Below are 21,289 nucleotides of genomic sequence, written 5' to 3' on the forward strand. Positions count from 1 at the left end.
GACGGGGCATCACATCCCGCCGGGGAAGCCCAGCATCCACTCGCCGAGCAGCACCAGCACGAACCCCAGTCCGAGCACGGCCGTCGCCACCCGGGTGCGCCCACGGCGGCTCAGCACGATGGCTGTGCCGGACAGGGTGAGCGCGATGCCGTAGAACCCCACGGTCAGCACGGACGGCGCCGTGCCGAGCCGGATCACCAGCGCGACGGCGACGACGAGCATGACGGTCGCGGAGAGGACGATCCGGACGCGCCGCGCCTGACGCGGCGTGAGGCCGGGCCTGTCCTCGTGGACCTGCGGTGCGGGGGATGAGTTGGCTTCCGGCATGCAGGCGAGCGTATACGTCACCCCTGACACCGGGCAGGCTGAGCCCCCGCTCCAGCTCCCCGGCCAGCCCTTCCCACCGGCCCGCTAACTCTCCGATCCGCCCTCTTCGCCGCCGTCGGAGGGAGCCTTGGCACCACCGGCCCATTCCCGCAGAGCCTCTCGGCTCTCGAAATTGCCGAGATTGGTGTCGATCGGCTTGCTCGTGTACTGGTGGAAGCGCCACGGATGCTTGACCCCGGGCTTTCCCGGCTTCCCGTTGTAGTGCGCTATCCAGAGCCCGTCCCCGGCAAAGGATGTCGTGTCCCTGTTGAGCCAGAAATTCACGTTGCAGTACAGCAGCACCTTGTGCTCGGGCCGCTTCTCCTGCACGTACTTGATCCAGGCGTCCTTCTGCGCGTTGCTGACCCCGGTGTCCTCCCAGTCGAGCGCCAGGACGTCCCCCGCGACCAGCTTGATCTTCGACAGGAAATAGTCGGCCTGCGTCTTCATGCTGCCGGGCCTGACGAAATGATAGAAGCCGGTCACGAGCCCGGCTTCACGCCCCGTTTTCACCTGTGCGTGATGCTTAGGGTTGAAATACGACTTGCCTTCGGTCGCTTTCACGATCACGAAGTCCATGCCCTTCGTGCTGTAGTCCTCGCGCTGATACGAGGCGACGTCGATTCCTTTGATCAAGAGTGACCACCTTCCTTGATTCCATGCGCTTCCCCGGGTGATACCCGCCTGCCGGTCACATGTACCACTTGGGCCAAGCCCTTTACATCGCGTGCAACTTGTCGCCAGAGGATTGGTCGACACGGTGTGTGCCCTTTGTGACAGAACCGACCCACCGTGGCCGCAAATGTGAATACCCCACGCTCAGCGCGGGAGTTGCACGACACTCATTACGTGAACACCCGGAGAATCGTTCACCTCGAATCGCTCTTCCGGCAGCGAGCGTGGTCCGGACCCTCCCCGGGAGCCGTACAGGTCGGCATAATCCGCTGCGAACGTGCCATGGCAACACACCTGCTCGTCCGTCAAGAGAGGTCGCACCGTCATGAAGTTCAGTTACGCGATGCTCCCCGACTACCCGCTCCAGGAGTCGCTGGCCTCGATCAGGCTCGCAGACGAACTGGGCTTCTACGCCTGTTACGCCGCCGATGAGACCTGGCACAAGGACATGTGGCTGCTGTTCGCCGCTGCGGCGGGGCAGACCGAGCGGATCCGGTTCGGGCCGAGCGTGGCGCCCGTGACGCTGCGCGAGCCCTCGCTGATAGCCCAGGCCGTGGCGACGCTGGACGAGCTGTCGGACGGGCGGGCCGAAGCCGTGCTGTCCAGCGGGAACTTCGGGCTGCTCGCGCAGTACGGGATCGACTGGGCGCGCACCAAGCCGCTCTCGCGCACGAAGGAGGCGCTGGCGGTCGTCCGTACGCTGCTGGACGAGGGGACGATCACGCGCGAGGGCGAGTTCTACTCGTACAACGGTCTGTTCACCTTCGCGCGGCCCGTGCAGGACAGGGTGCCGCTGAAGCTGGGCGCGATGCGCGGCCCCCGCTCGTTCGAGGCGGCGGGTGAGCTGTCGGACGGCTGCCATCACGCGCTGAGCTACACGCGCGAGGCGTACGACTACGCGGTCCAGCACATCAGGGCGGGCGCCGAGAAGGCGGGCAAGGACTGGACGTCGCTGGACATCGGGGCCTGGGTGGTGTTCGCGACGGGGCCGGACTCGGCGGCGGCGAAGGACGCGGCCCGCAGCATGGTGGGCATCTACGCCTCGTCGATGCCGGAGGAGCAGCTGATCCGGAACGGTGTGGATCCGGGCGAACTCAAGCCCATCGTCGAGGCGATCGGCGCGGGCGACCTGGCGCGGGGCATCGAACTGACATCCCCGGAGCTGGCGGACCGGCTGTCGATCGCGGGGACGCCGGAGGAGTGCGCGGAGAAGATCCACTCGCAGATCGCGCCGTCGGGCGTGAACCACATCATCTGCGCGCTGACGGACCGGACGCTGGTGAAGGCGTTCACGGGGCGGGACCTGGTGGGTGTGGCGGACGTGAACGCCCAACTGCGGCTGATCCACGACAAGATCATGCCCGCCCTGCCCTGACGCCCCGCGCCACCCCGCCCCGCACATCTGATTGCGCCGGGCGACAGCCGCCATGCGCCGTCTGGCGGCGACCCCGCGGGCCGCGAGATTCGTTCTCGCGGCCCGCTTGCTGTGATCTCGCGCCCTTCGGGTGTACGGCCGCTGTGGCCGCTGCGAGAGCGAGCAAGGAGGGAGGCGCCCATGTCGCACACCCGGTCGGAGACGGACGAAGAGCCGCTGCGGGTCGCGGTGATCATCGGCAGCACGCGCCAGGGCCGTGAGGGCAAGGTGATCGCCGACTGGTTCACGGAGCTCGCCCGCGGGCAGGAGGATCTCTCCGTCGATCTCGTGGATCTCGCGGACTTCCATTTCCCCGAGCGTTATCCCGAGGGGCCGACGCCGGAGGTCATGAAGTTCACGGACCGGGTGGACGCCGCGGAGGCGTTCGTGATCGTCACCCCGGAGTACAACCACAGCTATCCGGCCTCGCTGAAGCAGGCGATCGACTTCGCCTATGACGAGTGGCAGGCCAAGCCCGTCGGCTTCGTGTCGTACGGATCGCACTCCATAGGCACGCACGCGGTCACGCATCTGCGTGCGGTCTTCACCGAGCTGCACACCGTCACGCTGCGCGACTGCGTGGGCCTCGATCTGCTCGGGCCCCGCGACGCGGAGGGGAGCGCGCGCTCAGCCGAGGCGCTGCTCCGTCAGCTCGCCTGGTGGGGGCTCACCTTGCGCGAGGGGCGCGCCTCGCGGCCGTACTGCATGTGACCACGAAAGGACTTCGAAGATGAGCAAGAGCAAGGGCGGAGGATCGCCCTCGGATTCCCTGGCGATCGAGACGTCGGGGCTGGTGAAAGTGTTCGGGGAGAACCGGGCGGTGGACGGTGTCGACCTCGCGGTCCCGCCGGGCACGGTGTACGGGGTGCTGGGGCCCAACGGGGCGGGCAAGACCACCGCGGTGAAGATGCTCGCCACCCTGCTGCGGCCGGACGGCGGCGAGGCCCGGGTCTTCGGGCACGACGTGCTGCGTGAGGCGGACGCGGTCCGCTCCCGGGTCAGCCTCACGGGGCAGTACGCGTCGGTGGACGAGGATCTGACCGGCGTGGAGAACCTGGTGCTGCTCGCCCGGCTGCTGGGGCACGGCAAGGTCAGGGGCAGGGAGCGGGCGCGCCAGCTGCTGGACGCGTTCGGCCTCGCGGAGGCGGCGGACCGCCAGGTGAAGAATTATTCGGGCGGGATGCGCCGCCGTATCGACATCGCGGCGAGCATTCTCAATACCCCGGATCTGCTGTTCCTGGACGAGCCGACGACGGGCCTGGATCCGCGCAGCCGCAACCAGGTGTGGGACATCGTGCGCGCGGTGGTCGCGCAGGGCACGACGGTGCTGCTGACGACGCAGTATCTGGAGGAGGCCGACCAGTTGGCGGGCCGCATCGCGGTGATCGACCACGGCAAGGTGATCGCGGAGGGCACGCCGGGGCAGCTCAAGTCCTCGGTCGGCGCGGGCTCGGTGCATGTGCGGCTGCGCGATCCGGGGCAGCGGGCCGAGGCCGGCGAGGTGCTGGCGCGGGAGCTGGGGGCGCACGTCCAGTGGGAGTCGGATCCGGTGGCGCTGACCGCACGGGTGGGCGGCGAGGACGACGGCGCGGGGGCGGCGACGCGGGCGTCCCGTGCGCTGGGCGAGCTGGCGGCGCACGGCATCACGGTCGACGACTTCTCACTGGGCCAGCCCAGCCTCGACGAGGTCTTCCTGGCCCTGACCGACACCGGCCGACCGAACCGTGACGGGACGTCCACGGAGTTCAAGGGAGCAGCGGCATGAGCACCACATCGACCAGCGCGCCCAGTGAGACCAGTCCGAGCCGCGCGGGCGCGGCGAACGGCGAGCTTCGGGAAGGGGAGCTGCCTCCGGTCGAGGCCGAGCAGCTCGCCGCGGTGTTCCTCACCACCGATCGGCCGTCGAGGCCGAGTGCGCTGTCGGTGTCCGCGACGTTCGGCTGGCGGTCCATGCTGAAGATCAAGCATGTGCCGGAGCAGCTCTTCGATGTGACGGCCTTTCCGATCATGATGACGTTGATGTTCACGTATCTCTTCGGGGGCGCGCTCGCGGGTTCGACGTCGGACTATCTGCAGTTCCTGTTGCCGGGGATCATGGTGATGAGCGTCATCATGACGACGATGTACACGGGCGTGGCGGTCAACACGGACATCGAGAAGGGCGTCTTCGACCGTTTCCGTACGCTCCCGATATGGCGGCCCGCGCCGATGGTGGGCTATCTGCTGGGCGACGCCGCGCGGTACACGATGGCGTCGGTCGTCATTCTCGTGGTCGGCCTGATCATGGGCTTCCGTCCGGAGGGCGGGGCGCTCGGGGTGCTGGCGGGGGTGGTGCTGCTGGTGGCGTTCTCGTTCGCGTTCTCGTGGATCTGGACGATGTTCGGGCTGCTGCTGCGCTCGGAGAAGTCGGTGATGGGCGTCAGCATGATGGTGCTGTTCCCCATGACCTTCCTGAGCAACATCCTGGTGGAGCCGGAGACCATGCCGGGGTGGCTCCAGGCGTTCGTGGACGTCAATCCGGTCGCGCATCTGGTCGCCGCGGTGCGGGACTTGATGGCGGGGACCTGGAACGGGTCGGAGATCACCTGGACCCTGGTCTCGGGCGGTGCGCTCATCGCCGTCTTCGGGACGCTGACGATGCGGATCTACAACCGCAAGTGACGCGCGCGTGGCCGCACACGCGGCCACGTGCACGGGCGCGGACCCGCCCGCATACCGGCTCACGCACACGGTGCGTACGCCCGCGCCGGTACCTGGCCACCCGTCCACCCGCGGCCACCCGTGGCCACCCGTCCGCCCGTGCCCGCCCGTGCCCCTCGGGGAGAGCGGCCCCTCGCCCGGCAGGCTTCACAGCCGCCAGGTGACGGGCCGCTCCGGCATGTAGCGGCAGACCATCCCGGTGGAGACCGCGCCGCGCAGGTGGGCGGCCAGTTCGGGGTGGCGGGTGTCGAGCTTGCGGAGGGTGTCGCGGATGCGGGCGGTGACCGTCTTACGGGCCCGTTCCGCACCGTCGCCGAGGCGGCGGGTGCGGCCTGCCAGGCCGGTGGCGGCTCGGAGTTCGGCGAGGAGGGCGTCGCGCTCGCGGTCGAACTCCGCGGCGCGTGCGTCGTCGCCGCGGGTCACCGCGCGGTCGATCTCCTCGTCGAGGGTCGCGAGATGGCGGGCGTACCGCTGCTTGGCCTCGTCGTCGAGCACGGCGTCACCGCCCATGGTGTGGGCGGCGACGACTTCCTCCTCGCCCTCCGGGCTGAGCAGCCGCGCCGCGGGGAGGTCGGTGCCGGGGCTGCTCAGCAGCAGATGCAGGTCCCGCAGCCCCTTGGCGTCCGGCATATGGATGACCCGCCCCGCGAAGCCGAGCTTCCATACGGAGCCCTCGCGCTGGAACTCGCCCTCGGGGGCCGGGGCCGGGGCCGGGGTCGGGGCCTGAGCCTGGGCCGGGACGAAGGCCGTGCCCTCGGGTGCGGGGGCGGCCGGTCCGTCCGTGGGCGTCTCTTCCGGGGCGGCCGTCAGGGATGTGGGGTGCTGGCGGACCGCTGCCCGGGTCCTGGTGTCCTGGACGCGGCGGACGATGTGGCGCATGCCGAGGTCGGTCGCCTCGCGCTCCGCCAGGGCGAGGAGGTCCTCGGCCTGGCGGGCGTCGCCGGGGGCGTCGCGGGCGAGGAGGGCGCCGCCGAGGTAGGAGCGGGCCTCCAGGGACCAGGTGTGGAGGCCGAGTTGGTCGGCGGTGCGGAGTGCGGCGGTGAGGCCGTCGACGGCGGCGTCATGGTCGCCGTGCGCGGCGTCGAGGAGGGCGGACCAGAGGACGAAGGGGCCGCCGATGTCGCATCCGTAGGCGGCGACGGCCCATTCGCCGAGGTAGGGGGCGAGGTCGGCACGGGCCCGTGCGACGAGGGCGGGGTCTCCGGAGAGCGCCGCTGTCTGGGCGAAGAGGCGGAGCCACATCGCCTTGGTGCCGCGGGGGAATTCCTCCCCGCCGGTCAGCGTCTCCCCGACGTAGGCGAGGGCCGTCCGGAGCGCCGGGGCGCTGTCTCTCGCCGTCGCACCGCCGCCCTCGCCGTATGCCGCGTCGCCTCCGGCGCAGAGGCTCTGGATCGCGGTGAGGGCCTCCAGCAGCCGGGGGTCGGGGTGGCCGTGCTCTCCTATCGTCTCGTGCAGCCGGGCCAGTTCGTCGAAGCGGCCCTGGAGCAGGAGCAGGGACCAGCGCAGATGGCGTCCGAGGTAGGCAGACTCGGTGTGGCAGAGCATGTCCTCGGTGAACGCCCGGTCGTAGTTCTCCTGGGCCTCGGCGAAGCGGCCGCGGTGGGCGGCGAGGATGCCGCGGTCGGCACAGGCCAGCATCCGGCCGCGCGGCAGGGTCGTCCGCTCGGTGGCCTTGAGCATCGCGTGGTACTGCTCGAGGTAGCGGGGGTCGCCCTGCTCCAGCAGGGCGACCCAGCGCAGGCTGCTCGCGAGGGCCTCCATGGGGGAGTCCCCTGAGCGGCGGGCGGCGCCCATCATCTCGCTGGTCAGCGCGGCCCGTTCGGCAGCGGTGCCGGGGCCCCAGATCACGTCGTGCCGCACCCAGAGGCCGAAGCTGAGCGCCTCGTCGTCCCCGTTCTCCCGGACGAGGGCGGCGAGGCGGACGGACAGCTCCTCGACGAGCTGGTCCAGGAACGCCGTACGGCCGCGCCGCGGGCCGTCCGCCTCCCCGTCCTCCGGGAGGAGTCTGGCGTGGGCCTCGCGCAGCAGGTCCTCGGTCCATGCGGCGCGGCTCCAGATGTCCCCGGTGCGGTACGCGGTGAGGGCTGCCCTGCCCAGCAGTGCGGAATCGTCCAGCTCGCGGGCGAGGGCGGTGGCGCGGGCCAGGACCTCCCAGGCCTCGTCGGGCTCGCCGCCGCGGTGCAGCTCGGCGCCGAGCGTCAGGCCGATGACGACGCGGGTGCGCGGGTCCTCCTCGGGGACGCGCTCCAGGGCGCGGCGGCGGTGGCCTACGGCTTCCTCGGTGGCGAGCCTGTCGTACGCGTCGTTGGCCGCGTCCGTCAGCAGCTTCACGACGTGGCGGGGGTCGAGCGCGTCGCCCGCGAGATAGCCGTGCCGGGCCAGGTCGGCGGGGAGGAGGTGCGGGTCGCGTGCGGTGACGCCGCCGCCACCGTCGGCGCGGACGGCCGGGTGAACGGCCGCGTGGACGGCTGTGGCGTGCAGGGCGCGGGCCTCGGCCGGGTCCAGCCCGTCGTACAGCGTCTCGCGGACCAGGTCGTGCGCGAAGGCGAAGGTGCCGCCGCCCTCGACGGTCACGAGCCGCGCGGCGACGGCCTGGTCCAGCAGCCTGTCCACTCTCGGCACGGGCTGCGCGGCGACGGCGGCGAGGCGCCTGCGGTGGAAGCGGCGGCCGAGGACGGCGGCCGCGGTGAGCAGTCCGGTGACGGCCTCGGGCAGCAGGGAGAGACGCCGCTGGAGCGCGTCGCGGACGCCGGGCGCGACGGCGCCGACCGAGCCGCCGCTGTGCCAGAGGCGCGCGGTCTGCTCGACGAAGAACGGGTTCCCGCCCGTGCGCTCCTGGACCTCGGTGACGAGGTCGGCGTCGGGCTCGACCCCCGTCGTACGCGCCATGAGCAGGCCGGTCTCCTCGCGGCCGAGGCCGGTGAGCGTGAGCGTCGTCGCCTTCGCGAGCAGCGGCATCATGAGGGGGCGCAGCGGGTGGCCGGGGGTCTCCACCTCGACGTCCCGGTACGTGCCGATGAGCAGCAGGCGCTCGAACCAGGTGTGCTGGGCGGCGAACTCCAGCAGCCGCAGCGAGTCGCCGTCGGCCCAGTGCAGGTCGTCCAGGACGACCACGAGCGGGCGGCTCTGCGCGACGGCGACCAGCACGGCCGTGACCGCGTCCTGGAAGCGGAACATGTCCTCTCCCCCGCCGGACACGCCACCGGACGCGCCACTGGACGCGCCACCGGACACACCGCCGGACACACCGCCCGTCGCCCGCGACACCGCGCCCGTCTCCCCCAGCAGCACGGGCAGGCAGCCCTCGCCCGCCGCCCGGGCCGCGGCGCCCGCCGCCTCCCACTCCTCCGGGGTGGCGGCGCGCCGGAGGCCGCGCATGACCTGGGTCCACGGCCAGTACCCCGGCGCGGTGTGCGAGTCCCAGCACGAGCCGCCGAGCACGAGCGCGCCGAGCTGCCGCGCCTCGTCGGCGGCCTGGGCGACCAGCGAGGTCTTCCCTATCCCGGCCTCGCCGGTGACCAGCACCAGCCCCCCGTGGCTCCGCACGGCACGGTGGGTCTCGGCACTCAGCTCCCCCGCGGGATGCTGCCGCCCGATCAGCTCTCGCAGCTCTCGTCCCATACCAAGAGAGAGTAAAGGAGCCCTCTGACAGCGCCCGGCGCGCCAGGATTCGCGGTCCTGGAGCCGAAGCAGGAGGATCGGGTACGCACGTCCCGCACAACCACACATCATCACCAGAGCGGAGAGGTTCTCCATGGCGACCACACGCACCGCCCACACCGTCTGGAACGACAATCTGACGGAGGGGTCCGGCGTCGTCACCTTCGACTCGTCCGGCATCGGCGACCACCCGGTCTCGTGGCCCGCGCGCTCCGAGCAGCCGGGCGGGAAGACGAGCCCCGAGGAGCTGATCGCGGCGGCGCACTCGAGCTGCTTCTCGATGGCGCTCTCCAACGGCCTGAACAGCGCGGGCACCCCGCCCACCCGTCTCACGACGCAGGCCGACGTCACGTTCCAGCCGGGCACGGGCATCACCGGCATCCACCTGACCGTGCAGGGCGAGGTGCCGGGTCTGGACGAGGCCGGGTTCGCGGCCGCCGCCGGGGAGGCGGCGAAGAACTGCCCGGTGAGCCAGGCGCTGGCGGGCACCACCATCACGCACGAGGCCAAGCTGGCCTGAGCCGGAGGGAGTCGGGACCATGCCGGAGCTGCCGGAGGTCGAGGCCCTGCGCGGCTTCCTGGAGGAGCGGCTGACGGGCCGTGCCGTCGCACGCGCGCTGCCGGTCGCGGTGAGCGTGCTGAAGACGTACGACCCGCCGCTGGGCGCCCTGGAGGGGCGGACGTTCACGGGCGTGGCCCGGTACGGCAAGTTCCTCGGCATGGAGCTCGGCACGAAACCGGCGGAACCGGCCGAAGCGGCGGAACCGGCGGAACCGCCGAGGTCCACCGGCCGGGGCGGGGCGGGCGGCGGCCTGTGGCTGGTCGTCCACCTCGCCCGTGCCGGGTGGCTGCAGTGGAAGGACAGCTTCCCGGCGGCGCCGCCGCGCCCCGGGAAGGGGCCGCTCGCGCTCCGCGTGGAGCTCGCGGAGGGCGGCGGTTTCGATCTCACCGAGGCGGGCACCCAGAAGCGTCTGGCGGTGTACGTGGTCCGCGATCCGGCCGGCATTCCCGGTGTCGCCCGCCTCGGTCCCGATCCGCTCGCGGACTCCTTCACGCGGGAGGAGTTCGCGGGGCTCCTGAGAGGCCAGCGGCACCGGATCAAGGGCCTGTTGCGCGACCAGTCGGTGATCTCCGGTATCGGGAACGCGTATTCGGACGAGATCCTGCACGCCGCGAAGATGTCCCCCTTCAAGGTGGCGGACGAGCTGACGGAGGACGAGATCTCCGGGCTGTACGCCGCGCTGCTGGCCACCCTCACCGCCGCCGTGGAGCGGGCGCGGGGGCTGTCGGCGGCGGAGCTGAAGGCGGGCAAGCGGATGGGGCTGCGGGTGCACGGCCGGGCCGGGGAGCCGTGTCCGGTGTGCGGGGACACCGTCCGGTCGGTGTCGTTCCGGGACTCCTCGCTGGAGTACTGCCCGACTTGTCAGACCGGCGGGAAGCCCCTGGCCGACCGCCGGATGTCCCGTCTGCTGAAATGAGCCCCATGCCTCACGAGCCCGCCGCCCAGCCCAAGAGCAGCCAGTCCAAGAGCAGCCAGCCGAAGAAGGACCGCGAGTTCGACGTCGTCCTGATCGGGGCGACCGGATTCACCGGCTCCCTCACCGCCGAGTATCTGGCACGGCACGCCCCGGAGGGCTGCCGCTGGGCGGTCGCGGGCCGGGACACGGCCAAGCTGGAGGCCCTGCGCCACCGGCTCGCCGGGATCAACCCCGGTCTGGAGGAGCCCGGGGCGCTGCCCCTGGTCCGCGCCGATGTGACGGACCCGGCGTCCCTGCGCGAACTCGCCGCCCGTACCCGCGTGGTGGCCACGACCGTCGGCCCGTACATCCGCTACGGCTCGGCGCTCGTCGCCGCCTGCGCCGAGGAGGGCACGGACTACGTGGACCTCGCGGGCGAGCCCGAGTTCGTCGACCTGATGTATCTGCGCCACCACTCGCGGGCCCGCGAGACCGGCGCCCGTATCGTCCACACGTGCGGTTTCGACTCGGTGCCGCACGACCTGGGGACGCTCTTCACCGTGGAGCGGCTGCCGGAGGGCGTGCCGCTGAGCGTCGAGGCGTACGTACGGACGAACGCGACGTTCTCCGGCGGGACCTACGCGAGCACGCTGCTGGCCTTCTCGCGGGCCGACCGGATGGCGAAGGTGGCCAAGGCGCGGCGGGCGGCCGATCCGCGCCCGGAGGGCCGCAGCGTACGGACGCCGCTGGGCCGGATCTCGCGGACCCCGGCGTACACGGAACTGGACGCGTGGGCCGTGCCGTTGCCGACGATCGACGCGCAGGTCGTCGGGCGTTCCGCCGCGGCGCTGGAGCGCTACGGGCCGCGCTTCCGCTACAGCGAGTACGCGGCGCTGCGGAGCCTGCCGCTCACGGTGGGCGCGGTCGCGGGCGCCGGGGCGTCGTTCGCCGCGGCGCAGCTGCCGTCGCTGCGCAAGTACCTCTCCTCGCGGCTGGAGCCCGGTGACGGGCCCGATCCGGAGCGGCGGGCACGGAGCTGGTTCTCGGTGCGCTTCTTCGGCGAGGGCGGCGGCCGCCGCGTCGTCACGGAGGTCTCGGGCGGCGACCCGGGCTACGACGAGACGTCCCGCATGCTCTCCGAAGCGGCCCTGTGCCTGGCCCTCGACACCCTCCCGGAGACGTCGGGCCAGGTCACCCCGGCGGTCGCGATGGGCGGTGCCCTGACGGAGCGCCTGGTCGCCTCGGGGCTGGGCTTCCGGGTCGTGGAGGAGTACGAGATCTGAGCCCCCACCCCCACTCCCACCCCCCACTCGGCGGGCCCCCACCCGGCCCCCGCGGGGGTGCCGGGGGCGGTCACCCGGGCCTAGCATCGCCCGCATGGCGATCTCCAAGGTCAACGGTGGCTCGCGTCCCGGATCCGAGCCCGCGGAGCCGACCGACATCTACGCGCATCCCCTGAGCACCCGGGAGCTTCCCAAGCACCGGATCCCGGAGGGGCCGCACGATCCCGACACGGTGTGCCAGCTCGTCAAGGACGAGCTGGACATGGACGGGAACGCGGCGCAGAACCTGGCGACGTTCTGCACCACCTGGAGCGCGTCCCAGGTGCACTCGCTGATGGACATCAGCCTCGTCAAGAACATGATCGACAAGGACGAGTACCCGCAGACCGCCGAGATCGAGAGCCGGTGCGTGCGGATGCTCGCGAACCTGTGGCACGCGCCCGAGCAGGGCGACGCCGTGGGCTGCTCGACCACCGGTTCGAGCGAGGCGGCGATGCTGGGCGGGCTGGCCATGAAGTGGCGGTGGCGCAAGGCGCGCGAGGCCGCGGGCAAGCCCGTCGACCGGCCGAACCTGGTGTGCGGACCGGTGCAGGTGTGCTGGGAGAAGTTCGCGCGCTACTTCGACGTCGAGTTGCGCCAGGTCCCGCTGCAGCCGGAGGCGACGGGCATGCGGCCCGAACAGCTGCGCGCGTACGTGGACGAGAACACGATCGGCGTCGTCGCGATCCTCGGCGTCACGTACACCTGCGACTACGAGCCGGTGCGGGAGTTCTCCGAGGCGCTGGACGCGATCCAGCGGGAGACGGGCCTCGACGTCCCGCTGCACATCGACGCGGCGAGCGGCGGCTTCGTCGCCCCGTTCCTCCACCCGGACCTGGAGTGGGACTTCCGGCTGCCGCGCGTGGTGTCCATCAACGCCTCGGGCCACAAGTACGGGCTGGCGCCGCTCGGCGTGGGCTGGGCGGTGTGGCGGGACGCGGAGATGCTGCCGGAGGAGTTGGTCTTCCACGTCTCCTACCTGGGCGGGAACATGCCCACGTTCGCCCTCAACTTCTCCCGTCCGGGCGGCTCGGTCATCTCGCAGTACGCGCTGCTGCTGCGGCTCGGCAAGGAGGGCTACCGGCAGGTCCACCAGAGCTGCGCGGACACGGCGGCGGCGCTCGCCGGGAAGATCGCCGACGCGGGTCCGTTCACGGTCCTGTACGACGGGAAGGGCGCCCTGCCCGCGCTCTCGTACACCCTCACGGACCCGGATCCGGGCTTCTCCCTCTACGACCTGTCCGACCAGCTCCGGATGCGCGGCTGGCAGGTGCCCGCGTATCCGCTGCCGCCGGACCGCGGGGAGACCGTGATCCAGCGCGTCCTGATCCGGCACGGCATCAGCCGCGACAAGGCGGACCTGTTCTTCGAGGACCTCCGTACGTCCGTGGAGCGGCTGCGCGGTTCGGGCCCCGGCGCGAGCGCGCCCCGCGTCGGCTTCCATCACTGACCGGAAAGCACTGACCACGCCGACGGCGGGGCATCATGCCGGGGTCGAGCCAACTGGCCGCTCCCCGGAGGCAGCATGGTCCTGCGCGCGCACGACGACGGTCACGAGAACGACACGGTGCCGGGCACCTCCGGCAGCCCTGACGCCCCCGCGGGCGCCCGGCGCCGTGCCCTGGTCGCCGGTTCCGTCGGCAACTTCATCGAGTGGTACGAGTTCGGCGTCTACGGCTACTTCGCGACGATCATCGCCGCGCGGTTCTTCACGCCGGAGGGCGGCAGCGACGTCGAGGGCCTCATCAAGACGTACGCGTCGTTCGGGCTGGCGTTCTTCTTCCGGCCCGTCGGCGCGGCCCTCTTCGGCCGGATCGGCGACCGTATCGGGCGGCGGCCGACGCTGATCCTGGTGATCTGCCTGATGACGGGCGCGACCACGCTGATCGGCGTGCTGCCGACGTACGCCACGGCGGGCGCGGCGGCGCCCTGGCTGCTGACGCTGCTGCGGATCGTCCAGGGCCTGTCGGCGGGCGGTGAGTTCGGCGGCGCGGTGTCGCTGATGACGGAGTTCGCGCCGGACGGCAAGCGGGGGCGGTACGGCGCGTGGCAGTCGTTCACGGTGGCGCTGGGCCTGCTGGGAGGCGCGGGCGCGGCGGCGCTGCTGGCGACGGTGCTGACGGAGCACAACCTGGAGAGCTGGGGGTGGCGGCTGCCGTTCCTGCTGACACTGCCGCTGGGCGGCGTCGCGCTCTGGCTGCGGCTGCGCCTGGACGAGACGCCCGCGTTCCGTCGGGAGGCGGCGGCCGCCCCGGACCGGGTCCCGGCGCGCACGGCCCGTACGGGAGAGGTCGTACGGGCCATCGCGCTGGGCGCGGCGCGGCTGATGGGGTGGTCGGCGGCGGGCTACACGTTCCTGGTGGTCCTGCCCGCGTATCTGCAGAGCTCGCTGAACGCGAGCTTCCAACAGGCGCTGCTCGCCACCGTCGTGGCGAACCTCGGCTTCGCCGCCTCGATCCTCCCCGCGGGCGCGCTGAGCGACCGCGTCGGGCGGCGCGCGCCGATGCTCGCGGGCGCCGCGCTGGTCGTGGTCGCGTCGTTGCCACTGCTGAACCTCCTCCAGGACGAGGGGGTCTCGGACTGGTGGAAGGCGCTGGCGCTCTTCGCGGCGGGCGCGGTCGTCGGCCTGATGGCGGGCCCCGGCCCGGCGATGCTCGCCGAGATGTTCCCGACGGACGTGCGCTACACCGGCCTTGGCCTGGCGTACGCGCTGTCCAACGCGGTGTTCTCGGGCTGCGCGGGGCTCATCATCACCAAGGTGATCGAACGGACGGGCAGCGTGGACATCCCGGCGTACTACGCGGCCGCGACGTGCGCCGTGAGCGTCCTCGCCCTCGCGGGCCTGCGCGGGGACGCCCACCGCAAGGCGCTGCGGTAGACCGCACCGCTGACCGAGGAGAGGGAGTGCGCGTTGATCGTGATCGGGATGATGTCCGGGACCTCGTACGACGCCGTGGACGCGGCCGCCGCCGAACTGACGGCGGAGGAGGACGGCACGGGGGACGGCACGCTCGTGCTCACCCCGCTCGGCATGGTGAGCGCGCGTTACGACGGGGAGCTGCGGGCGGCGCTGGAAGGGGCGCTTCCGCCGCAGGTGACGACGCTCGGCGAGGTGTGCCGCCTGGACACCCTCATCGGGCAGGCGTTCGGGGCCCTGGCGGTGCGCGCCGACCGCGAACTGTGCGGCGGGCGCGCCGAGCTGATCGCCTCGCACGGCCAGACCGTCTACCACTGGACCGAGGGCGGCGGACAGGTGCGGGGCACGCTCCAGATCGGGCAGCCCGCGTGGATCGCGGAGGCGACGGGCCGCACCGTCGTCTCCGACTTCCGCCCGCGCGACGTCGCGGCCGGAGGGCAAGGTGCTCCGCTGGTGGGTCTGGTCGACGGCATGTGGCTGCGGGGGCGGCCCGGCGTGCCCGCCGCGCTGAACATCGGCGGCATCGCGAACCTCACCGTCGGCGGCCTCGCCCACGACACGGGCCCGGGCAACGCGCTGCTCGACGCCGCCGTGCGCGAACTGACGGACAGCGGCGCCGGGTACGACAGGGACGGCGCCCTCGCGGCACGCGGCGCCGTCCACGCGCCGCTCCTGGCCCGGCTGCTGGCCGAGCCGTACTACGCGCTGCCCGCGCCGAAGACGACCGGCAAGGAGCTGTTCCACTCCGGGTATCTGCGCGCGCGCTGGACGCCTGCGGGCCGGTCACACCACTCGCGCCGGAGGACGTGCTCGCGACGCTGACCGCGCTCACCGCCCGTACGGTCGCCGACGCCGTACGGGCGCACGGCGCGACGGAGATCCTCGCCTCGGGCGGCGGCACCCGTAACCCGGTGCTGATGGCGGCGCTCGCGGCCGAGCTGGGGCCCGGGATCCCCGTACGGGCCTCGGACGCGCTGGGCCTGCCGTCGGACGCGAAGGAGGCGTACGTGTTCGCGGTGCTGGGCTGGCTCACCGCGCACGGGCTGCCGGGCACGGCGCCGGGGCTCACGGGTGCCCGGCACCCGAGTGTGCTCGGCTCGCTGACGCCGGGCGCCGACGGGCTGCGGCTGCCGCAGGCGCCGCCGGGGGCGCCGGTGGCGCCGACGCGGCTGCGGGTGGCGGGGGCTGCGGGGACACCGTCGGGAACGGGCCGTTGAAGCCGTTGAAGCCGTTGAAGAGGCCGGAAACCGGCGTTGCCGTTGGGCCCGGTGTGCCGTAAGGATGCGGTTCATGGGGGTCGAGGACGAGTTGAACCCGGACGGCGCACGGAGCACGGCGGAGTTCCTGGGGCTGCTGAAGGAGCTGCGGGCCCGTTCGGGGCTGACCTACCGTCAGCTGGAGGAGCGGGCGGCGCGGAGCGGCGATCCGCTGCCCCGCAGCACGGTGTCGGCCATGCTGCGCGGCCGGACGCTCCCCCGGCACGAGCTGCTGGCCTCGTACGTACGGGCGTGCGGCGACGGCGACCGGCTGACGGCGTGGCTGGAGGCCAGAGACCGGCTCGCGGCCCGGCCGCCCACGGAGGGAAACGATCCGCCACCGTACGAGGAGGCGCCGCGGCTGCCCAATCCGCGCAGGCTGACCGTCCCCGTCTCGATCGTCGCCGCGGTGCTGCTCGTCACCACGGTCTGGCTGCTGGCCTCGGGCAACGGCGCGGGCGACAGCGGCGACCGGGTCGGCGGCACGGGCGCGGACACCTCGTCGGAGCGGTCCGGGCCGGGGTCGCCCTCGCCCGGACGGAGCCCGTCCGCCGGGAAGGGCTCAGGGGACGCGGAAGGGCCGGCGCGCGGCGCGGTCCGTATCCGGCCGCTCTCGGCGCCCCGGCTCTGCCTGACGGACGGCCGTGTCGACGACGGACGGTACGAATCGCTCGTCGCCGTCCAGCGGCCGTGCGACCGGACGGCGCCGCAGAAGACGGTGGTACGGCCCGTGCCCGGCTCGGGGGCGCACCGCATCGAGTGGCACCACCCCGAGTTCGGCAAGGGCTGCCTCAAGGTTCTTGAGCACGGCCCCGGTTCGGGCCTGCTGGAGCCGTGGGACGCCTGCGGCAAGGCGACCCTCTTCCGCTTCGAGCCCGCGGGGCCCGGCCCGGACACGTACGCCTTACGGATCGACGGGAAGCGGTGCGTGGCCATCAGGGGCGGCTCCGGGGACGAGGGGGCGGAGGCGGTGGCGCGGCGGTGCGCTGACGAGCGGGCCCAGCACTTCCGCGTCGAACCGGCACCGTGACGCGACGCGGGTGACGCGCGATGACGCGACGCCGGTGACGCCCTCCCCCCGTACCGTGAGGGCGTCACCGCCGTGCGCTGTACCCGGCACCGATCAGACTCGGCGGCCGCCGCCCGGACCGCAACGGACGGACGGCGTCCGGGACATGACCCGGCTGTCCACGCAGGTGGGAGGCGTGTCCGGGACAGCGGTTGACCGAACGTATGGGCTCGGCTTGCATGTGCTCATGACGCGCACCCCCGCCTCCGCCCCCGCCGGTCCCCCGGAGCTGCCCACCCTGCCGTTCGCCTCGCGCGCCGCGTGGGAGACGTGGCTGGAGGAGCGGCACGGCGAGGAGGACGGGGTCTGGGTCAAGCTCGCCAAGAAGGGCACGGGGATCGCCAGCGTCACGTACGCCGAGGCGGTCGAGGTCGCCCTCTGCTACGGCTGGATCGACGGGCAGTCCCGCCGCCTCGACGAGACGTACTGGCTGCAGAAGTTCACCCCGCGCCGCGCCCGCAGCAAGTGGTCGAAGATCAACCGGGAGCGGGCCACGGAGCTGATCGAGCGCGGTCTGATGCGCCCGGCCGGACTGCGCGAGGTCGAGCGGGCACGCGCCGACGGCCGCTGGGAGGCGGCGTACGCGAGCCCGAGCCAGGCCACCGTCCCCGACGACCTCCAGGCGGCGCTGGACGCGAACGAGGCGGCGCGCACGTTCTTCGCGACGCTCGACGGCCGCAACCGGTACGCGATCCTCCACCGCCTCCACGACGCGAAGCGCCCGGAGACCCGCGCCCGCCGCATCGAGCAGTACGTGACGATGCTCAGCGAGGGCCGCACGCTGCACTGAGCGTCCCCAGAAGCCGCGCGCTCACCGGGCGGTCCAGCCGCCGTCCATGACGAGGACCGACCCGGTGAAGAACGCCGCCTCGTCCCCCGCGAGATAGACCACAGCGGAGGCGGCCTCCTCCGCCGTCCCGATACGGCCCAGCGGGTGGAGCCCGTCGAGGAGGTCCAGCGTCTCCTGACTGTCGCCGACGAAGGCGCGGTACCTGGGGGTGTCCACGGTGCCCAGGGCGAGGGCGTTCACCCGGATGTTCGCGTGCGCGTACTCCAGCGCGGCGGCCTTCGTCAGGCCGATCACGCCGTGCTTGCCCGCCGTGTAGGAGCTGATGCCGCCGGAGATGCCGACGACACCGAGCGTCGAGGCGGTGTTGACGACGCTGCCGCCGCCGCATGGCCGGTATCTCGTGGCGCAGCGGAAGGAACACGCTGGTCAGCAGGGCGGTGACGTCCGCCGTCCACTCCTCGGGGCTCATCTCGTCGACCTGGCCCATGGGGCCGAACTCCCCCGCGTTGTTGAAGGCGACGTCGAGGCCGCCGAAGGCCTCCTCGGTGGCGCGGACGAGCGCCGCGACCTCGTCGTCCTTCGTCACGTCGGCCGTCACCGCGAGCGCCGTGCCCCCGGCCGCGGTGATCTCCTTCCCCACGCGCTCGGCCTCCGGGCCGCGCCAGTCGGCGAGCACGACGCTGGCGCCCTGCGCCGCCATCCGCGTGGCGGCCGCCCGGCCGATCCCCGAGGCGGCCCCGGTCACGAGCGCGACCTTGCCGCGCAGCCGGCCTTCCGCCGCCCCGTCCACCGTTCCGTACGTGGTCATGGCTGATCACCCCTCCATCAACTACAGCAGTAGTATCCGAGGAAAGGAATACTACACGTGTAGTCGACGGGGCGGGGGGGTCGGTGACTCAGCCCACGGCGTCCAGATAGACCCAGGCGCCCTCGTGCCGGACGAACCTGCTGTGCTCCTCCTGCGTGCCCGCCCGCCCCTGCGCCGTGTAGTGCGCGCGGAACGTCACCGTGCCCTCCGTGTGGAACGCGCTGCCCGCCGTCGTCCCCAGGATCTCCAGCCCCGTCCAGCGCGGCCCCTCCGAGGGGTCGACGCGGTCGGGGCGGGTGGAGGGGTGCCAGGTGCGCAGCAGGTAGGCCTCGTCGCCGACGGCGAACGCCGCGTAGCGCGAGCGCATCAGCGCCTCCGCGGTCGGCGCCGCGGCCTCCCCGCGGTGGAAGCGCCCGCAGCACGCGCCGTAGCTCGCGGACAGCCCGCAGGGGCACGGCGCGGACGGAGCGACGGACGCGGCGGACCGCGAGGACGGGGCGGGCGTACGGCGGGGCTGGGAACGTCGTCGGGACATGCCCCCATCCTCTCCGACCGCCCCCTTCCTCCACGGCCGCCCCGGACCGCCCCGGACCGACCCGGGCCCCCGTCGGTACCACTCGTTGCGGCGAATCCGGCGCGTGCCGCGCATGTCCGGGGCCAGCCGTGGCAGTCACGCGCTGAGGACGTCGACGGATGAGGAGGCGGCTTCCATGCGGCCACGCCTGCGCGACCATGTGCGCTTCCTGGAACGGCCCGACGGCACCTACGTCCACGCCCCGCACGGCGGCGCCCTGCTGCCCGGCCCCCATCTGCACGCCTGGCTCGACCGCCTCGCGCCCTTCCTGACCGGCGAGCACAGCCTCGCCGAGCTGGTCGAGGCGCTGGCGCCCGAGCAGCGGGAGACCGTCGAGCGGCTGGTCGGCGCGCTCGCCGAGGGCGGGTTCGTACGGGACGCTGCACCGGAGCGGCCGCACGGCCTGAGCGCCGACGAACAGCGGCTCTACGCCGAGCAGCTGGCCTTCCTCCGGTACGCGGCCGACTCCGCCGAGCACCGCTTCGAACGGCTCCGGGCCGCCCGCGTCGCCCTCTCCGGGGACGGCCCGCTGCTGGCGGAGGTGGTGCGGCTCGGGCTGCGTTCCGGGTGGCGGACGGTGGAGGTGACCGTCCCGGACGGCGCGCCCGTCGAGCCGCTGCGGCGCCTCGCGGACACGGCGCGCAGGGACGCGCTCCAGGAGGTGACGGTGCGCCGCGCGCCCGCCGCCGCGCCCATGCCGCCGTACGAGCTGCGCGTACGGCTCGCCGACGACGAACAGCCCTCGGACGGGCAGCCCCCGGCGGAGGGCGTGCTGTGCCGCGTCGCCGCCGGGTGCGACGCGGTGTGGATCGGCCCGGTGGGCGGCCCCTCTCCCCCGGCCGAGCTGGGCACGCACCCGCTGGACGCGCTCGACGCCACCGCGCGCGCCGTCGTCGCCGCGCAGGTGGTGCTGGTGTGCCTGCGGCATCTGACGGGGCTGGAGGGCGAGGACGGCCGCCCGGCGCACGCCGTACGCGTCGATCCGCAGGCGCTCACCGCCTCGGAGCACGTGGTCACGCACCGGGACCCGGGGCCCGTACGGCCGGTCGCGGGGCGTACGGCGGCGGAGGTCGCGGCGTGGTGGGCCGCGCCCGGCCTGTCGCGCGGGGAGCTGGAGCGGCGCGCGGCGCTGCTGACCGACGCGCGTACGGGCGTGCTGCGCGCGGTCGGCTCGGGGGCGTGGGCGCAGCACCCGTGGTGGACGTGCCGGGCCGAGGTCCGGGTGCCGAGGGGCGGCGCGCTGGTCGTCGGCGGCCACGGCCGTACGCGGGAGGAGGCGCGCGAACGGGCAGTCCTCACAGCTCTCGCCGCCCGCGCCGCGCGGCTGGAGGGCGCGGCGGCGGAGCCCGGCCGGGCCGAGTGCGGCTGGGACCTGCGCACGGGCACGCCGTGCGAGGTCCCGTCCCCGCCGGGCGGCGAGGGGACGACCGTGACGGCGGGCGGGCTCAGCGTGCCGGAGGCCGCGTTCCACGGCGTACGGGCGCTCGCCGAGCGGCTGCTCGCGGCGCGGCTGGGCGAGTGGCGCACGCCGTTCCCGGAGTCCGGGGGCGCGCACACGGAGGCGTACGCGCTGCTGCGCGCGACGGGGCTGGAGGTGCGGGTCCACGAGCTGTCGGCGGTGCTCGGCGGCCTTCCGGCGTTCGCGGTCACGCTGGACGGCGTGACGGTGGCGCTGCGCTGCGGCGCGCGCCGGGACGAGGCGCGCGCCGAGGCGCTCGGACTCGCGCTGCTGGCCTGGCAGTCGGCGACGGAGGGCGAGCCGGAGTACGCGCCGCACGTGGCGGGCGCGCTCCCCGAGGAGCTGCGCGGCCCGCCACGAGACGCGCCGCCCGGCAGCGCCCGGCGCGAGCCGGGGCTCGTGGCGGCGCTCGCGGCGGCGGGCGTACGCCCGGTGGCACTGCCGTCGTGCGCCGACCCGGCGGTCTCGGCCGCCGTGCCGTCCGTCGTCCGCGTCGTCCTGGTGGAGGGGAGCCCGGAGTGACCGAACTAGCCGACAGGGCGCAAGAGAACGGCCCGCACGGCACACGGGCCGTACCGCTGCGCAGGGACGAGGAACGGCACCCTCGGCTCCCCGGCCGGTACGCCGACCCAGCGGTACCCGCCGCCACCCCACCCCTCACCCGCATCGCCCTCGCGGAGAGGAGCCCCGAGTGACCGAACTAGCCGACAGGGCAGAGGAGAACCGCCCGCACGGCACACGGGCCGTACCGCTGCGCAGGGACGAGGAACGGCACCCTCGGCTCCCCGGCCGGTACGCCGACCCAGCGGTACCCGCCGCCAC

At 73.3% G+C, this 21,289-nt stretch carries 17 protein-coding genes and 2 pseudogenes; 14 read left to right on the forward strand and 5 right to left on the reverse strand.

The genetic code is table 11. The features are described 5' to 3' along the window. Positions 1 to 9: 9 nt before the first annotated feature. Together ACGF3A_RS39435 and ACGF3A_RS39440 are read right to left on the reverse strand one after the other, a co-directional pair. Entirely contained in the window at positions 10 to 327 is a 318-nt protein-coding gene (locus ACGF3A_RS39435) for a hypothetical protein (protein ID WP_393735366.1), read from the reverse strand. A gap of 84 nt (positions 328 to 411) precedes the next feature. Beyond that, positions 412 to 1,002 carry a glycoside hydrolase family 25 protein gene (locus tag ACGF3A_RS39440; protein WP_393735367.1) on the reverse strand — a complete coding sequence of 197 codons (591 nt, stop codon included), beginning with the start codon at positions 1,000 to 1,002 and terminating at the stop codon, positions 412 to 414. 364 nt (positions 1,003 to 1,366) lie between these two features. Between ACGF3A_RS39440 and ACGF3A_RS39445 the strand changes: the two genes are divergently transcribed. The 4 genes from ACGF3A_RS39445 (at position 1,367) to ACGF3A_RS39460 (ending at position 5,116) form a co-directional block, all read left to right on the forward strand. Further along, a complete protein-coding gene (locus ACGF3A_RS39445) occupies positions 1,367 to 2,416 on the forward strand; it encodes an LLM class flavin-dependent oxidoreductase (protein WP_393735368.1) in 1,050 nt (349 codons plus the stop codon). Positions 2,417 to 2,596: 180 nt separating this feature from the next. Then, positions 2,597 to 3,166: an NADPH-dependent FMN reductase gene (locus ACGF3A_RS39450; RefSeq protein WP_393735369.1), complete on the forward strand. Its 570-nt coding sequence runs from the start codon at positions 2,597 to 2,599 to the stop codon at positions 3,164 to 3,166. A 19-nt stretch (positions 3,167 to 3,185) separates the two neighbouring features. Next, positions 3,186 to 4,220 carry an ATP-binding cassette domain-containing protein gene (locus tag ACGF3A_RS39455; protein WP_393735370.1) on the forward strand — a complete coding sequence of 345 codons (1,035 nt, stop codon included), beginning with the start codon at positions 3,186 to 3,188 and terminating at the stop codon, positions 4,218 to 4,220. Next, entirely contained in the window at positions 4,217 to 5,116 is a 900-nt protein-coding gene (locus ACGF3A_RS39460) for an ABC transporter permease (RefSeq protein ID WP_393735371.1), read from the forward strand. Before ACGF3A_RS39455 ends, ACGF3A_RS39460 begins: the two co-directional genes overlap by 4 nt. 186 nt (positions 5,117 to 5,302) lie before the next feature. Here ACGF3A_RS39460 and ACGF3A_RS39465 read toward each other — a convergent pair whose 3' ends face one another. Next, positions 5,303 to 8,776 carry an ATP-binding protein gene (locus tag ACGF3A_RS39465; RefSeq protein ID WP_393735372.1) on the reverse strand — a complete coding sequence of 1,158 codons (3,474 nt, stop codon included), beginning with the start codon at positions 8,774 to 8,776 and terminating at the stop codon, positions 5,303 to 5,305. Positions 8,777 to 8,909: 133 nt separating this feature from the next. Here ACGF3A_RS39465 and ACGF3A_RS39470 point away from each other — a divergent pair, with 133 nt between their 5' ends. The 8 genes and pseudogenes from ACGF3A_RS39470 (at position 8,910) to ACGF3A_RS39505 (ending at position 17,626) form a co-directional block, all read left to right on the forward strand. After that, positions 8,910 to 9,335 carry an OsmC family peroxiredoxin gene (locus ACGF3A_RS39470; protein ID WP_393735373.1) on the forward strand — a complete coding sequence of 142 codons (426 nt, stop codon included), beginning with the start codon at positions 8,910 to 8,912 and terminating at the stop codon, positions 9,333 to 9,335. 19 nt (positions 9,336 to 9,354) lie between these two features. Continuing rightward, the gene (locus ACGF3A_RS39475) at positions 9,355 to 10,293 is read left to right on the forward strand and encodes a DNA-formamidopyrimidine glycosylase family protein (RefSeq protein WP_393735374.1); all 939 of its coding nucleotides are present in this window, start codon (positions 9,355 to 9,357) and stop codon (positions 10,291 to 10,293) included. A gap of 5 nt (positions 10,294 to 10,298) precedes the next feature. Then, positions 10,299 to 11,555 (forward strand): saccharopine dehydrogenase family protein, encoded by a 1,257-nt coding sequence (locus ACGF3A_RS39480; protein ID WP_393735375.1) that lies wholly within the window; start codon positions 10,299 to 10,301, stop codon positions 11,553 to 11,555. A 94-nt stretch (positions 11,556 to 11,649) separates the two neighbouring features. Continuing rightward, positions 11,650 to 13,044, forward strand: coding sequence for a glutamate decarboxylase (locus ACGF3A_RS39485; protein ID WP_393735376.1), 1,395 nt, complete (start codon positions 11,650 to 11,652; stop codon positions 13,042 to 13,044). A gap of 75 nt (positions 13,045 to 13,119) precedes the next feature. After that, a complete protein-coding gene (locus ACGF3A_RS39490; RefSeq protein WP_393735377.1) occupies positions 13,120 to 14,472 on the forward strand; it encodes an MFS transporter in 1,353 nt (450 codons plus the stop codon). A gap of 33 nt (positions 14,473 to 14,505) precedes the next feature. Beyond that, positions 14,506 to 15,728 (forward strand): annotated as a pseudogene (locus ACGF3A_RS39495) (anhydro-N-acetylmuramic acid kinase). A 73-nt stretch (positions 15,729 to 15,801) separates the two neighbouring features. Further along, positions 15,802 to 16,797: a helix-turn-helix domain-containing protein gene (locus ACGF3A_RS39500; protein WP_393735378.1), complete on the forward strand. Its 996-nt coding sequence runs from the start codon at positions 15,802 to 15,804 to the stop codon at positions 16,795 to 16,797. A 226-nt stretch (positions 16,798 to 17,023) separates the two neighbouring features. Further along, complete coding sequence (locus ACGF3A_RS39505) at positions 17,024 to 17,626, forward strand: YdeI family protein (RefSeq protein ID WP_393735379.1); 603 nt, start codon at positions 17,024 to 17,026, stop codon at positions 17,624 to 17,626. 21 nt (positions 17,627 to 17,647) lie between these two features. Here ACGF3A_RS39505 and ACGF3A_RS39510 read toward each other — a convergent pair. After that, positions 17,648 to 18,434: pseudogene (locus ACGF3A_RS39510) on the reverse strand (SDR family NAD(P)-dependent oxidoreductase). 88 nt (positions 18,435 to 18,522) lie between these two features. Continuing rightward, complete coding sequence (locus tag ACGF3A_RS39515; RefSeq protein WP_393735380.1) at positions 18,523 to 18,969, reverse strand: YchJ family protein; 447 nt, start codon at positions 18,967 to 18,969, stop codon at positions 18,523 to 18,525. Between the two features lie 175 nt (positions 18,970 to 19,144). On the opposite strand from ACGF3A_RS39515, the gene ACGF3A_RS39520 reads away from it, so the two are divergent. Together ACGF3A_RS39520 and ACGF3A_RS39525 are read left to right on the forward strand one after the other, a co-directional pair. Then, positions 19,145 to 20,989, forward strand: a complete 1,845-nt coding sequence (locus ACGF3A_RS39520) for a hypothetical protein (RefSeq protein ID WP_393735381.1) — start codon at positions 19,145 to 19,147, stop codon at positions 20,987 to 20,989. Continuing rightward, complete coding sequence (locus ACGF3A_RS39525) at positions 20,986 to 21,162, forward strand: hypothetical protein (RefSeq protein WP_393735382.1); 177 nt, start codon at positions 20,986 to 20,988, stop codon at positions 21,160 to 21,162. Before ACGF3A_RS39520 ends, ACGF3A_RS39525 begins: the two co-directional genes overlap by 4 nt. Positions 21,163 to 21,289: the final 127 nt, after the last annotated feature.

It is taken from the genome of Streptomyces sp. NPDC048172 (assembly GCF_043202595.1).
Lineage (GTDB): Bacteria > Actinomycetota > Actinomycetes > Streptomycetales > Streptomycetaceae > Streptomyces.